We start from the raw sequence: 13228 nt of genomic DNA, 5'->3' as shown, positions 1-13228 counted from the left end.
GCTATATTTTTGCTGAGCCGCAGCGTGGGCGATCGCCTTATCAATAACGTCCCGGTGTTCGTCGGACAGATGGGGATGGCGGGAGCCAACAGTCGCTGAATAGCCCGGCTCATGATACGCACGTAGGACGTTCAACCCCCTCTTCATATCATCGTCTTTCGGAAAGAAAGCAATGACGTGATCGAACAGGGGCTGGTGATTTTTTAGATCAGTCGCTTGGCCGCGAGCGCCGAGATCATTCGCCAATCGGCGAAGCGCAGACGTGTATTTTCGGACCGTGCTCTCGCTATATTTTTGCTGAGCCGCAGCGTGGGCGATCGCCTTATCAATAACGTCCCGGTGTTCGTCGGACAGATGGGGATAGCGGGTAGCACGGGCGCCACTCGCGACAGGTTCGGCTCGGCGCGGCTCGGCCACGTGCTGCTCAAAGCTCGCTTGCCGGGCCTGGCCCGCAACCGGCAAGAGGTCATGGCGGTCCAAGGAAGAGAGCATCGCGTCTGGGACGGGTTGAGTCCCATGAGAGAAGCCTTTGGGGACGGCGAATGAGACGTTTATGGAGTTCTCGATGGCAGCGGGTGGTGCCTCAGACCTTGCGAAGGGCGCTGCCTCCGCATGCAGCCTTCCGATGTGTTCGGACCATGTCCCTTGAACAGGTACCCCTTCCAATGGCAACTGCTGCATGGGAGGCTGCATCGGAACGCGGCCGGCTGAATTGCCGATTTCGCTCAGCGGCTGCTGAATGGCGGCGGCTTGCGGCGTATTCAGGGTCCTCTGCATCTCCGCTGGCCGCAACGGCGCTGTGTAATGTTCATCGTTGATGATCACCCACTCGGGTGGTGGCAGGTGGTTGCCCGGGTCAAGCGCATCCGGCCAGGGCCGGATCTGCTGTTGGCTGGCAGCTAACGGCGGCGGGGCGGCGATCTCAACTCCGGCGTGCCCAGAGCCTGCCGCCGCGAAAGCGTCCGTCACGCTCCTGTGTGACGCAGACTCCGTATCGCGAACCCGTCCCAACGCCAGGCGGAGCTTGCGGCTGCCTGGAAACAACGTCTCGGCGAATTTGATCCGTGAATCATGATCCAGCCCAGAGATCGTCAGGCCCCGACTCTCAAGCTCCCCAGAAAATCTGCGAAGACTACGACCATAGACAACACGGGTGTCTGAGGCCAAGCTGCTGTCACTGGCCATTTGTTCCAAGACATGCGCGTCTGCTTTTGAGGGCACTGGCGCTGGCCGCCCGACAGTCGCTGAATAGCCCGGCTCATGATACGCACGCAGGACGTTCAACGCCGGCTTTATATCCTTTATGTCATTGTTTTTCGAAAAGAAAGTATCGAGGTGATCGACCAGGGATTGGTGATTTTTTAGATCGGTCGCTTGGCCGCGAGCGCCGAGATCATTCGCCAATCGGCGAAGTGCATACGTGTATATTCGGAGCGTCGCCGGGCTATGGTGTTGCTGAGCCGCAGCGTGGGCGATCGCCTTATCAATAACATCCCGGTGTTCGTCGGACAGATAGGGATAGCGGGTAGCAGGGGCGCCAGCAGTCGCTGAATAGCCCGGCTCATGATACGCACGCAGGACGTTCAACGCCCTCTTCACATCATCGTCTTTCGGAAAGAAACCATCGACGTGATCGACCAGGGATTGGTGATTTCTTAGATCAGTCGCTTGGCCACGAGCGCCGAGATCATTCGCCAATCGGCGAAGTGCATACGTGTATTTTCGGACCGTGCTCTCGCTATATTTTTGCTGAGCCGCAACGTGAGTGATCGCCCGATCAATAAGGTCCCGGTGTTCGTCGGACAGATGGGGATAGCGGGTAGCACGGGCGCCACCCGCGACAGGATCCGGATCGGCTCGGCGTGGCTCGGCCACGTGCTGCTCAAAGCCCACTTGCCGGGCCTGGCCCGCATCCGGCAAGAGGCCATAATGGTCCAAGGAAGAGAGCATCGCGTCTGGGACGTGTTGTATCCCATGGGAAAAGCCTTTGGGGACGGCGAATGAGACGTTCACGGAGTTCTCGATGGCAGCGGGGGGTGCCTCAGACCTTGCGAAGGACCGGGCCTTCGCATGCAGCCTTCCGATGTATTCGGACCCTGTTCCTTGAACCGGCAGCCCTTGCAATGGCAATTCACTCAACTGCTGCATGGGGGGCTGCATCGGCACGCGGCCACCTGAATTTCCGATTTCGTTCGGCGGCTGCTGAATGGCGGCGGCTTGCGGCGTATCCCTCTGCCTCTCCGCTGGCCGCAACAGCGCTGTGGAATGTTCATTGTTGATGATGACCCACCCGGGTGGCAGATGGTTGCCCTGGTCGAACGCATCCGCCCAGGGCCGGATCTGCTGTTGGCTGGCAGCTAGCGCTGGCGGGGCGGCGGCCTCAACTCCGGCGTGCGCAGAGCTGGCTGCTGCGAAAGCGTCAGCCACGATGCTGTTGTAGTCACCCGGTCTAGCGGCCCCCCCTGGGTCGCTGAAAAGAGACGAGGCCGCTTGATCATGCCGCCCTCGCTCAAGCCCTTCGCTCAATTGTTCAAGTCGCAGAACCTCTTCTGGATTCGTTGGCGGCTCGTCAGCTTGGTCCAACAGCCTCCGGGCCTCGGCAAGGTGCTGCTCATCGCCCATTTGCCGGGCCTGGTCCGCTTGCCCCTCTTCCAAGCCGGCGCCCTGCACCTGCGACAAAGCTGTTACATGGGATGGATTACTATTTCGCGGGTTCATACTAGCCTCACATCAAACCGTATCGTCAAAGTTCTGCGCCAATCCGCGCAGCTGCTCATCGGGCTGAGATTCTGCCAAGAGCCCCTCGTCTGCTTCCATCAAGGGTGCCGGCTCCGGGAGGGCGCCTGTCTGGCTTTCGAAGATGCGTTTAAGGATGCGGTCCGAAAAATATCGCACCTTCCTCAATTGCAATGGTGGCAGGCCTTTGATGAGAACAATCTCGTAGTCTTCATCGAGCAGCCGAACCTGTTCGGGACGCAACAGCGGTGCACCTTGATACGAATTCTGAATGTTCCAATCGAACGTTCGCGCCTGGCTGTAGGAAATCGATTTGGCTTCAAACGTGTATTCACCGATGGCTTTGGAAATGTAGTTCGGGGTCTCGTCATCGGCCGTAGCCATGAACACTTGCAGGCCGGTATTGCTGAGAAAATTCTGCTTGCCAGCCTCGCCATAGGCCCCCGTCAGTGCCGAGAGGCTTTGGATGATGAGCATGAAGCGACCCTTGTAGCCCGCGATGGTCGTAATTGCGGTCTCGATCGCCTCCAGCTTACCCAAGTGCTTGAATTCATCGAGCAGAAACAGAACTTCGTATTTTTCATCTTGGCGGGGCAGCGACCGCTGCAGAATTGAAACGACTTGCTGAAAGAACAGACGTATCAAAGGCGCGACCACCTCAAGGTCGTTCGGACCAACGCAAAGATAGATGCACGTTTTACGACGGCGAAGATCGTACACCGAAAAACCTGAGCGACTTGTCGCCGCCTTTACAGCCGAATCCGCCCACAGATTGAGCCCGCCATCGCCGAGACGTCGCAGATATCCGGTGCGTCGCATTTCATCCACTCGCGCCCAGCGCGCCGTCCCGTGATGTTCGAGTTTGCGCCGCAATACGATCTGCTGAAACAGCAAGACGACCGCCGACGTGGCGAGCACGATAGCTACGGACGTGTAGGACGTCAGGATTTTTGTATCGTTCCCCGCCAATCGTCGAAAGTGCGTTGTGCCTCTTTGTTCCGGGTCTGCATGGCGAGTTGCGCGAAGAGTTTGAACTTCTCCCCCGGCTGGGCGAAGAGGGCCCCGATGGAAGACAGGAGTTGCGAAACCCAGATAGAACGGCGTCTCGAACCAAAAGGCACGGATGTCAAACGTCATCAAAGCCTCGCCGCTACCCCCACGGCGGAACGTTGCGTACAGACTTGCCGCGCAGAAGCCCAAGGCGAGTGAGCAGGCGATGCTAATGGCTATGTTGGGGGGCGTCGTTTTTGTTGAAGGCATTGTTCCATTGCCGGGTTAGCCGTAGCTAATGCTGCGCTTGCTTGAGACACTGGACCGACGTCGCGCGATGTCGCCGCTCGACAGATCGATGCCACAGCGGGTGGTGCGATGGTTGCATCGCACCACCCGGCAGACGTGGTTTTTGAAAGTTATCCTAAAGCAGGTTCGTCAACGGCCAGCGAATTGGGAATGGCCTGGCCGTGAACGGAATTCGGGGAGAAAGCACCACTTGCCATGGCCGAGACCTCAACGGCCGGAGCGATCTCTGGTTCTGGAGGCAGCCATTAGATCCTCGCGGGCGTGATTGTAGGCGCGGCTTATAGACCGCCCGACTTGACCACCCCGCCGCAGCTGTTCATAGGAGGTTTGCGGGCCTACTGTATCACGCACTGAAGCCTCAATACCTGCTATGTGGCCATCCAAATTCGCACTCCGTTCCTCTGCTGCATGCCGCGGAGGCGGCATGTGCGGCAAGATATCTTGCATTCCGGGAACTGCGTGAGCTTGGGCCTGTTGATTTGCGTCGAACTGGTGATACGCCGCTAATTCCGGCGGCTCGACAGGGGGCCGGGGCAGCGAGTCCAGTTGGTTGGCGGCCACCAGAACTGATTCCACTGCGTCTTGGTGCGTGCGCGAGGAAGGATCCATTCCGTAGGCTTCCTGAATCATCAGTGATGCGATTTCCTTTTGTTGGTCTTCAGGAATACGGGACAACGCGTTGCGTACACTATTAGCGAGCTCGGGTGAGATCACTTGTACTTCTGCGTATTTTTCCCAGGATGTGGGTTGGTTTTGTTTCCTGCGCAAATTGTTGGCAGTGTCTTCATCTGTGTCCGGATGCACTAACGGAATCAGCCCCTCAAGACGGTTTTTCAGGAATTCGGCGCTGCTTTTGTCCATCGACCAAGGACCTTTCTTGGCCGGCTCTCTGCTCCATGCGCTGTCTTTCAACCGAACAGCGGGACCGTTTGCCCAGGCATCCATGACAACGGTCGACCTCGGGTCGCGGCTTCCGCGCCGCAGTTCGCTCCAAGTGTGACCCGCCTTGGCTGGGATCTCATCACCTTCTTCGGTTATCTCTTTCATTGACACGGAAGCACCAGAGGTCACACTCTGCTCGTTGGACGCCATGTGCGGGGCATGGACGATGGCGGAAAGGGGAGCGATCTGATCGCAGCACGCCGCTCCCATAACTACGGCCGTTGCAACCTTGCTGGTCCCGTCTCTTGCGATCTTTGCTACCGACGATCCGATGCCGTTGTGGCCGTGCGAGGGAATGTCGTCCGCCTTAACGTTTGCCCGGCCATGCTTGAGCAGCAGGCGGACGTCGTGAATGGTTTGCCCGGCTGTCGCGAGTCTTATCGGACTCGTGACCTCGTCGCCGACGACATATGCTCCCATGTGGTAGGCAGCCTGCTGGATTTGATGTTGCTCCAGAGGCGCATCTCCGCCCCATCGCAACCTGTCGGCAGGCGTGCCCAGGGAGACCCTCTGCGCTGCCGTGGATTCTCGCGGCGCCTCTTCCGTGTCATATGTAGCATGTCGAGTCGATCCGGAGGATTTGGAGATGCAAATTCCCATAGCCGTTCACCTGTAGTGGAGTTTCTGATCGCCGAGGGACGGGATAGGCGAGACGGGCGCTTAACCGTCAGTGTCATCTGGATGAGCTTCCATCAAGGGTGCCGGCTCCGGGAGGGCGCCTGTCTGGCTTTCGAAGATGCGTTTAAGGATGCGGTCCGAAAAATATCGCACCTTCCTCAATTGCAATGGTGGCAGGCCTTTGATGAGAACAATCTCGTAGTCTTCATCGAGCAGCCGAACCTGTTCGGGACGCAACAGCGGTGCACCTTGATACGAATTCTGAATGTTCCAATCGAACGTTCGCGCCTGGCTGTAGGAAATCGATTTGGCTTCAAACGTGTATTCACCGATGGCTTTGGAAATGTAGTTCGGGGTCTCGTCATCGGCCGTAGCCATGAACACTTGCAGGCCGGTATTGCTGAGAAAATTCTGCTTGCCAGCCTCGCCATAGGCCCCCGTCAGTGCCGAGAGGCTTTGGATGATGAGCATGAAGCGACCCTTGTAGCCCGCGATGGTCGTAATTGCGGTCTCGATCGCCTCCAGCTTACCCAAGTGCTTGAACTCGTCGAGCAGAAACAGGACTTCGTAAGTTTCGTCCCGGCGAGGCAGCGACCGCTGCAGAATTGAAACGACTTGCTGAAAGAACAGGCGTATCAAAGGCGCGACCACCTCAAGATCGTTCGGACCAACGCAAAGATAGATGCACGTTTTGCGACGACGAAGATCGTAGACCGAAAAATCTGAGCGACTTGTCGCCGCCTTTACAGCGGGATCCGCCCACAAATTGAGCCCCCCATCGCCAAGGACGGACGTGTAGGAGGTCAGGATTTTTGTATCGTTCCCCGCCATGTCGTCGAAGATGCGTTGCGCCTCTTTGTTCCGGGTCTCCATGGCGAGTCGCGCGAAGAGCTTAAACTTCTCCCCCGGCTGGGCGAAGAGATCATAGACGGCGCCGATTGTTGGCGTGCCCCGCTCGATGCAGGCGAGGATGCCCGCGACAAAGAGATCTCGCGCGCCGTTGACGAAACCTTCCGCGCCCTCCCCCTTTGCCGTAATTAGGTTTGCCGCCAGGCGGCGGGCCTCGGTGAATTGCTGCTGTGGAGACAGCGCAATAAGGTCCAACAGCGGATTGTAGCAATTTGTGCGCCGCTCCGAATCCAGCGGCGCAAATTTGAACACCTCGGCGCCGGCGGCCTGGCGCGCCCTCGAGGTAAGCTCAAAGAGCTCCCCTTTGACGTCGAGAGCTATCACCGAGCCTTTGAATGTAAGTAGCGTTGGAATGACAATGCCGACGCCCTTACCAGCACGGGTCGGTGCGACGACAAGGCTGTGAGGCTGCTCGCCATTGGTCAGGTAGTAGCCAGGCCAGAAAGGGCCACTCGTCTTCCCAAATACCGGGCCTGTCACGCCACGGTATCGTCGTAGATAACCCGCGCGTCGCATCTCATCCACTCGCGCCCAGCGCGCCGTCCCGTGATGTTCGAGTTTGCGCCGTAATACGATCTGCTGAATCAGCAAGACGACCGCGGACGTTGCGAGCACGATAGCCACGCCCCGATAGAAGACGGGGGTTGCGAAACCCAGATAGAAGGGCGTCTCGAACCAAAAGGCACGGACGTCAAACGTCATCAAAGCGTCGCCGCTCCCCCCATGGCGGAACGTTGCGTACAGACTTGCCGCGCAGAAGCCCAAGGCGAGTGAGCAGGCGATGCTAATGGCTATGTTGGGGGGCGTCGTTTTTGTTGAAGGCATTGTTCCATTGCCGGGTTAGCCGTAGCTAATGCTGCGCTTGCTTGAGACACTGGACCGACGTCGCGCGATGTCGCCGCTCGACAGATCGATGCCACAGCGGGTGGTGCGATGGTTGCATCGCACCACCCGGCAGACGTGGTTTTTGAAAGTTATCCTAAAGCAGGTTCGTCAACGGCCAGCGAATTGGGAATGGCCTGGCCGTGAACGGAATTCGGGGAGAAAGCACCACTTGCCATGGCCGAGACCTCAACGGCCGGAGCGATCTCTGGTTCTGGAGGCAGCCATTAGATCCTCGCGGGCGTGATTGTAGGCGCGGCTTATAGACCGCCCGACTTGACCACCCCGCCGCAGCTGTTCATAGGAGGTTTGCGGGCCTACTGTATCACGCACTGAAGCCTCAATACCTGCTATGTGGCCATCCAAATTCGCACTCCGTTCCTCTGCTGCATGCCGCGGAGGAGGCATGTTCTGCAACAGGCCATGCAGGTCGGGAAGTGAGTTAGCTTGTGCTTGTTGATTTGCGTCTAACTGGTGATACGCGGCGACAAGCGCATTTTGGGCGGTCACCTTGACCATGTGGTGCTGATGAGGATCAGCAGCCAATTCAATGGCCTGCTCAAAAATGCGAGATTTATTTTGGTCATTAAACTTACTGAAGTTTTGCGCCACAAACATAACTCCTACAGCTTGCTCCATTGGATTCATGTTGCCAATGCGATTAACAAGAGCAGTCTGCTTCTGGGGCCCTAGAAAATGGCCTACATTACTAGCCGCTTGGACTTGGAGCAATGCTACATCATCCGAGTTGAACCCCAATCCGGCCGTCAATTTGTCGACCAGAACGTTGGCTGATCCTCCGAGCTGGTTGTTGCGCCTATCAAATCTGCTGAGGTCAGATTCTTGCCCGGGTGCAAAGTCCTGAACTGCACGTCGCGTTTGCCTGTCGGCGGATTTGAAGCTCCCAAGATCGCGTGCTGTATCGCGCGGGTTAGCGGTTACTAGCCCTTCTGCAACATTGGCCAGTGGCCCGTCTGGCAGGAGGTGGTTACGGCTTTCCTCGGCCCTCCTGGTGTCGCTGGATGAACTTCCAGCTGCACGTGTCCGTCTGCTATCGCGATCCATCGCTCGGCCTCCAAAGGCGTTTCTCTACCCCATGAGGCTATCACCGAAGCTTGGTCTGCTAAACCAATATGGTGTTACACTTGTAGTCTCGCATCGGCTTCTACCAGCTCTCTGGTCACACCGAGAGCCCATCTAAGCCAAAGAAATATTATGAAGTTGGCCTCAAAGGCGATGCGCGTTCGCAGCCCGATGGCACGAATGGCACGTCGAAGACGCCTCATTCGCCTACCCCTGGCATGACGTGGTCCGCAGCAGCTTCTCCTTTCGCAGACCTGTGTGATCGACCGTTCGATGACGACCATCACTCCTTCAGCCGATCACCCGCGGTTATCCTCCTTCCTTGGCAAGGAAATCAGTCGCGACCTGACCGGCAATTTGCGCAGCGCCGCGCCAATAGCATTGCCGTGCCATGCCACCACCAACGCGGTCCTGCTGCAGTTGGGGTTCGACCCATCGCGATCTCCGCGACCCAACCAGCGCAGGCGAGGAGCAAAAGTCCGGCGGGGAAACAAATCGCTCGCGCGGGCGGGCAGCACGGCATCGCGCAATGCCGCCCCGTCCTCGACGCGACCCGCCTGTCGTGCAGCGGCAGTCATCGCCAGCGCTGGCGACCGGTGCCGGTCCGTCTCTCCTGCCCGCGGGCTATTGAATCGAGCGAGCCGATCGCAGCTCTCTAGAGGCAATCGCTACGTGGTCAATGCCCTGTGCTGCCGGGTTTCTCAACGAGAAGTGCCTCCTCCGGAGCAACATGATTTGTCGCAGCGCTGCTTGCAACCGGAATGAGAACAGACCGCTGCGCCTGTCGACACCTCATAACGAAGGACTACTGCAATTACCGCGCAGCATCCAGCAGTGCGACGACCTCGCGATCGGTATACAATATGCGGCGTCCGTCGGTGCGCCTCGCCGAATATGGTAGTGCCGGAAATAGGTCGCCGGATCGAGGCGATTCTCATTTTCGGCAAAGGGTCGGCTGCCCGACCTGGCCGGAAGCTTTTCTACGATCTGACGGTGCCGCGCGCGGACGTCGGCGACACACGCTGGCACACCCGAAACAAAAATGTCCATAGCCACCACTTTCATCGGGCGAGGAATATTCCCTGATTGTGGGCATAGAAAATGTCGCTAGTTGGCGCGCTGCCCGCCGAAATCGCGCTCGGCCAAGGCGACAAGACTTGCCAATATGATCAGAAATTCTCCTTGGACCGCAGATCTACACCGTCAGGGCCTGTCCGTGACCGCGATCGTACGGCGAATGTGCCGCGACCCAAGATGGTCTGCAAATACATCGAGCGCGGCTCCAACTCCCGGCCGGCGGCCAGGGACGGGTGTCCAAACAAGATCGCGCCCTTTGCCGACTATCAACGAACGGGCCTCAACCTTTCCGCCGTGCGCCTGACGCGCGAGATTCGTGTGCGCGGCTATGACAACGCCTACACCGCCGTGAAGCGCTTCGTGGCCGCGATCCGACTGCAGGAGCGGGTGCGTCCATTCGAGGTGCGGTTCGAAGCTCCGGCCGGACATCAAGACACAGATCGACTTCGCGCGCTGCATCACCGAGTTCACAGACGCGCCCGGAGGGTGATGCGCATCGTCCGCCTGTTCTCGCTCATGCTTGGTCCACTCGCGCTACAGCTTGGCCCGCTACTTCATGCACCAAGACCTGAAGACGTTGCTGCGCTGTCATATGCAGGCTCTGACGCCATTGAGGAAACCAGCGCGCGCGGCCTCAATACGCCATGACCCGCTCTCACGAAGGTAGCGGCGAGCCGTATTGCGTGCGCAACCGAATTCCTTTGCAATCCGTTTTGCGCCTCAGCCACATCGATGCAGGCGCACCAGCGACATCACTTCCTCTGCTTGCAGCATCCGCTTACCCTGCATCGCCCCTCGACGGTGCAGGACTCACAGAAATCTCGCCTCTCAAAGAGAGGGGTCAGTTCTTCGCGTCGTCAGGGATCAGTTTCTCAATTCGGCCGACACCATTCCCCGCCCATGCTGGTTCTAACAGGCCTGTTGGCGGGAGCGGGATGGCGCGCAAGCTGTAGTTGAAGCCTTGGAAGCCCAACCGCGCGGCTCGAGATACGGCCCCGTCGTTCCGATCAGCGGTTCAAGCCGGGCAAGGAGGCTGCCCGCAAATACGGAGCGCAGAACGGTACCAGCGTGAGCGGCTCGCCCGATGCGAGCTTGCGTCGCCCTCTCGGCCTGATGCCGGCCCGAGATGCCCCTGGCGGCCCACGCCGCCCCAAACCACTGTGGCTATGCGGGTCTTTGGCGGGCTGTGAAATTTGGGAACCAGTATCAATGAAGCGGATCAGCTTGCTTCTGAAGCCCGCCATTTGCAGTTCGAGCGTCGCACCTGATTCATCCAAGCAAGAGCTGCAGGGTGGTTCGGTCCGGCACTGACCCTTGCGCAGGGGGGTGGGCTTGAGCCGGTGCCGGACCGAACCGTCTAGGGCAACGCCGGCTATCTCGCGGATGATTGGGTCGACCTCGCGGCTAAACGGTGGCGATAATGTGTCACGGAATCACCGTTTTCAACACGCACCTGGCAAATGTGACCAGACGTTTCCGACGGCGCGGCGCAGCTCGGCTTCGGCCAAAGCTCTGCGGTTCGGCCGTGAAACGCGATGTTGGCTGTCGGAAGAGTACTGAACGATTACAGCGGTCGGGATGAAGGACAGGGAAACGCTCACAATACAGCATTTCGGCGAGCAGCTTTCCTTCACCCAGGATGGCTGGGTGCAAAGTTATGCTCCCGCAACCAGCGCTTTCTCATCATCTTCGGCGACGTATCGCGGCCCGATCCGATGACGGTGGGGCGGTGGCAATCGGCCCAGTCGATGACGGAAACCAATGCTCACGCGCCCGACGCGATCGTCTATTTTCAATAAGAATCTACGATTGAGGTCGGGGTGTTGTCGCCGTTTCAGTGGGTAAGATGGGATAAGCTATCTCCGGTAGCTTTCCGGTCAATGAATTAAGGAAGGCAACGATTCGGTCGATTTCGTTTTGCGTTAATTCTTCGCCGAGCTGGGTGGTCCCCATGATGGCGACGGCCTGTCTCAGGTCCCAAACCTTGCCCGAATGAAAGTACGGTGCCGTGATTGCTACGTTGCGCAGCGGTGCCACGCGGAACACATAGGAATCGTCGGCTGCATTGGTGACGGCAAATCGGCCCTTGTCGTACTCCGGCAGAACATCCGCGCTAGGCTTCTCAACGAGGCCGAATGGGTAATACCCTTCGCCTCCAACGTTGATGCCGGAATGGCAAGACGAGCAGCCCTTTTCGATGAAAAGCGCCAGGCCCTGTTTCTCTTCGGAAGTGATGGCGGCGTCATTGCCATTGAGAAAGGCGTCGAAGGGGGCGGGCGTGACCAGTGTCGCCTCATAGGCTTCGATTGCTTTGGCCACGTTTTCGAAGGAAATACGATCGACTTCATCTGGGAAAGCCGAATTGAACCACTCGACATATTGCGGCATCGACTTGAGCGTGTCGGTGACTTGATCTGGTGTGTTGGCCATTTCGCCACCGGCCTGTATCGGTCCTTTGGCCTGGGCCTTCAGGTCCACGGCGCGACCATCCCAAAACTGCCCATTGTTGAAGACAGTGTTAAATACCGTCGGCGCGTTGCGCGGTCCCTTCTGCCAACCGTGGCCTATCGACGTTTCGCGATTGTCGTCGCCTCCGGTCGCCAAGTTGTGGCACGAGTTGCACGAGAAGATGCCTGACGACGAGAGGCGTGGATCGAAGAACAGTGCCTTGCCGAGGGCAACTTTCTCCGGTGTGATCGGGTTGTCGGCGACCGCCGGCTTCGATGGCAAAGGCTTGAAGGTGGCCAGTGCCGTTTGTTTGAGATCTACTGGGATCAGTTGCGTAGCAAATGCAGTGGCCGCCACAAAGGCAACAGCCGTCGCAGTGAATAGCATTTTCATAAATGGTGTCCTTGCGGTGTGCACGGCAACCATTCTCCACATGCGGTCCGCTAGCGCCTTGCGCTAGATCAGCGGATCGAGTGAATCTGGCCTGCCGACCGGACCCAAGATGGCATCGAGCGACAGCCTGTACGGCGACAATCGACCTTCCGGCCCGCTTCCGCAACTCCAAGGGGCGCGTAGCGATCTGGGACTGACGCCGGTGCTCGATGAGTCGGCCGCCACATTGGTCGGATATCCGCTGTGGCGACGCCATAATGCGAACGCTCGTTTACGAAGCAGCGCAGACACTGATAACGCGCGTGACGAAATGGTCGTGGCTAAGGGCTTGGGCGATGAATGCTGCCAGGCGGCGCGGCCGACAGAAGGCCATTACCGCATTGGCTCGCCGGCCGGCGGTGATCATGCATCGCATGTGGCGCGACGGCACAGAGTTCGTTGGACGCGACAAAACATCATGCCGGAAGCCGCCTGATCGTGCGCCCGACCATTGCAGCATGCCGGCGCGTGCAGGGGGCCGTCAGCGCGCTTACCTTCGGCCAGCCTTGACCGGCCACTGCGCGCGCGGCCGCGCCTAAACCAGGTCGGGATGGTCGAGCACGGCGATGAGGCATAATCGCAGAGCGAGCGTGACAAGGATCACCCATAAGATTCTACCAGCTCGTGGAAAGAGCATCCTTCGCGGGAATCGGTGACGTGAACAATCACCAGCCTGCCATGACCGCCCTCTCTCAGCGAATTTGCAGAACTCTCAGCACACTACCTCGTCATCGCGGCAGTTTGACCCTGTGGGTGACGCCGGAAGCCCTGTCCAGGTGGCAAGCGCCAAGACGCAAGACAC

At 58.6% G+C, this 13228-nt stretch carries 4 protein-coding genes and 5 pseudogenes; 2 read left to right on the top strand and 7 right to left on the bottom strand.

The features are described 5' to 3' along the window. The 5 genes and pseudogenes from AC0L2L_RS33050 to AC0L2L_RS33030 form a co-directional block, all read right to left on the bottom strand. Positions 1-2718 (bottom strand): annotated as a pseudogene (locus AC0L2L_RS33050) (Ulp1 family isopeptidase); the annotation flags it as partial. 12 nt (positions 2719-2730) lie between these two features. Beyond that, a pseudogene (locus tag AC0L2L_RS33045) lies at positions 2731-3546 on the bottom strand (type IV secretory system conjugative DNA transfer family protein); the annotation flags it as partial. 696 nt (positions 3547-4242) lie between these two features. Next, a complete protein-coding gene (locus AC0L2L_RS33040) occupies positions 4243-5397 on the bottom strand; it encodes a type III secretion protein (RefSeq protein WP_473583979.1) in 1155 nt (384 codons plus the stop codon). Between the two features lie 240 nt (positions 5398-5637). Next, positions 5638-7329 (bottom strand): type IV secretion system ATPase VirD4, encoded by a 1692-nt coding sequence (gene virD4, locus AC0L2L_RS33035; protein ID WP_473583978.1) that lies wholly within the window; start codon positions 7327-7329, stop codon positions 5638-5640. Between the two features lie 246 nt (positions 7330-7575). Beyond that, positions 7576-8451 carry a hypothetical protein gene (locus AC0L2L_RS33030; protein ID WP_473583977.1) on the bottom strand — a complete coding sequence of 292 codons (876 nt, stop codon included), beginning with the start codon at positions 8449-8451 and terminating at the stop codon, positions 7576-7578. Positions 8452-9634: 1183 nt separating this feature from the next. Between AC0L2L_RS33030 and AC0L2L_RS33025 the strand changes: the two are divergent. Then, positions 9635-10159: pseudogene (locus AC0L2L_RS33025) on the top strand (IS21 family transposase); the annotation flags it as partial. Positions 10160-10161: 2 nt separating this feature from the next. Here the strand turns inward: AC0L2L_RS33025 and AC0L2L_RS33020 are convergent. Next, a pseudogene (locus AC0L2L_RS33020) lies at positions 10162-10335 on the bottom strand (helix-turn-helix domain-containing protein); the annotation flags it as partial. 1014 nt (positions 10336-11349) lie between these two features. Continuing rightward, positions 11350-12387 carry a cytochrome-c peroxidase gene (locus AC0L2L_RS33015; RefSeq protein WP_473583976.1) on the bottom strand — a complete coding sequence of 346 codons (1038 nt, stop codon included), beginning with the start codon at positions 12385-12387 and terminating at the stop codon, positions 11350-11352. Positions 12388-12512: 125 nt separating this feature from the next. On the opposite strand from AC0L2L_RS33015, the pseudogene AC0L2L_RS33010 reads away from it, so the two are divergent. Beyond that, positions 12513-12862: pseudogene (locus AC0L2L_RS33010) on the top strand (transposase); the annotation flags it as partial. Positions 12863-13228 lie beyond the last annotated feature (366 nt).

This window comes from Mesorhizobium sp. WSM4832 (assembly GCF_055811115.1).
The sequence above is the reverse complement of the archived record's forward strand: the minus strand, read 5'-3'. Positions and strand labels throughout refer to the sequence as shown.

Excerpts from the sequence above, each read along its gene's own strand:
- AC0L2L_RS33015 (WP_473583976.1), bottom strand. The coding sequence starts at position 12,387 with ATGAAAATGCTATTCACTGCGACGGCTGTTGCCTTTGTGGCGGCCACT.
- AC0L2L_RS33040 (WP_473583979.1), bottom strand. The coding sequence starts at position 5,397 with ATGGGAGCATATGTCGTCGGCGACGAGGTCACGAGTCCGATAAGACTC.
- virD4 (WP_473583978.1), bottom strand. The coding sequence starts at position 7,329 with ATGCCTTCAACAAAAACGACGCCCCCCAACATAGCCATTAGCATCGCC.
- AC0L2L_RS33030 (WP_473583977.1), bottom strand. The coding sequence starts at position 8,451 with ATGGATCGCGATAGCAGACGGACACGTGCAGCTGGAAGTTCATCCAGC.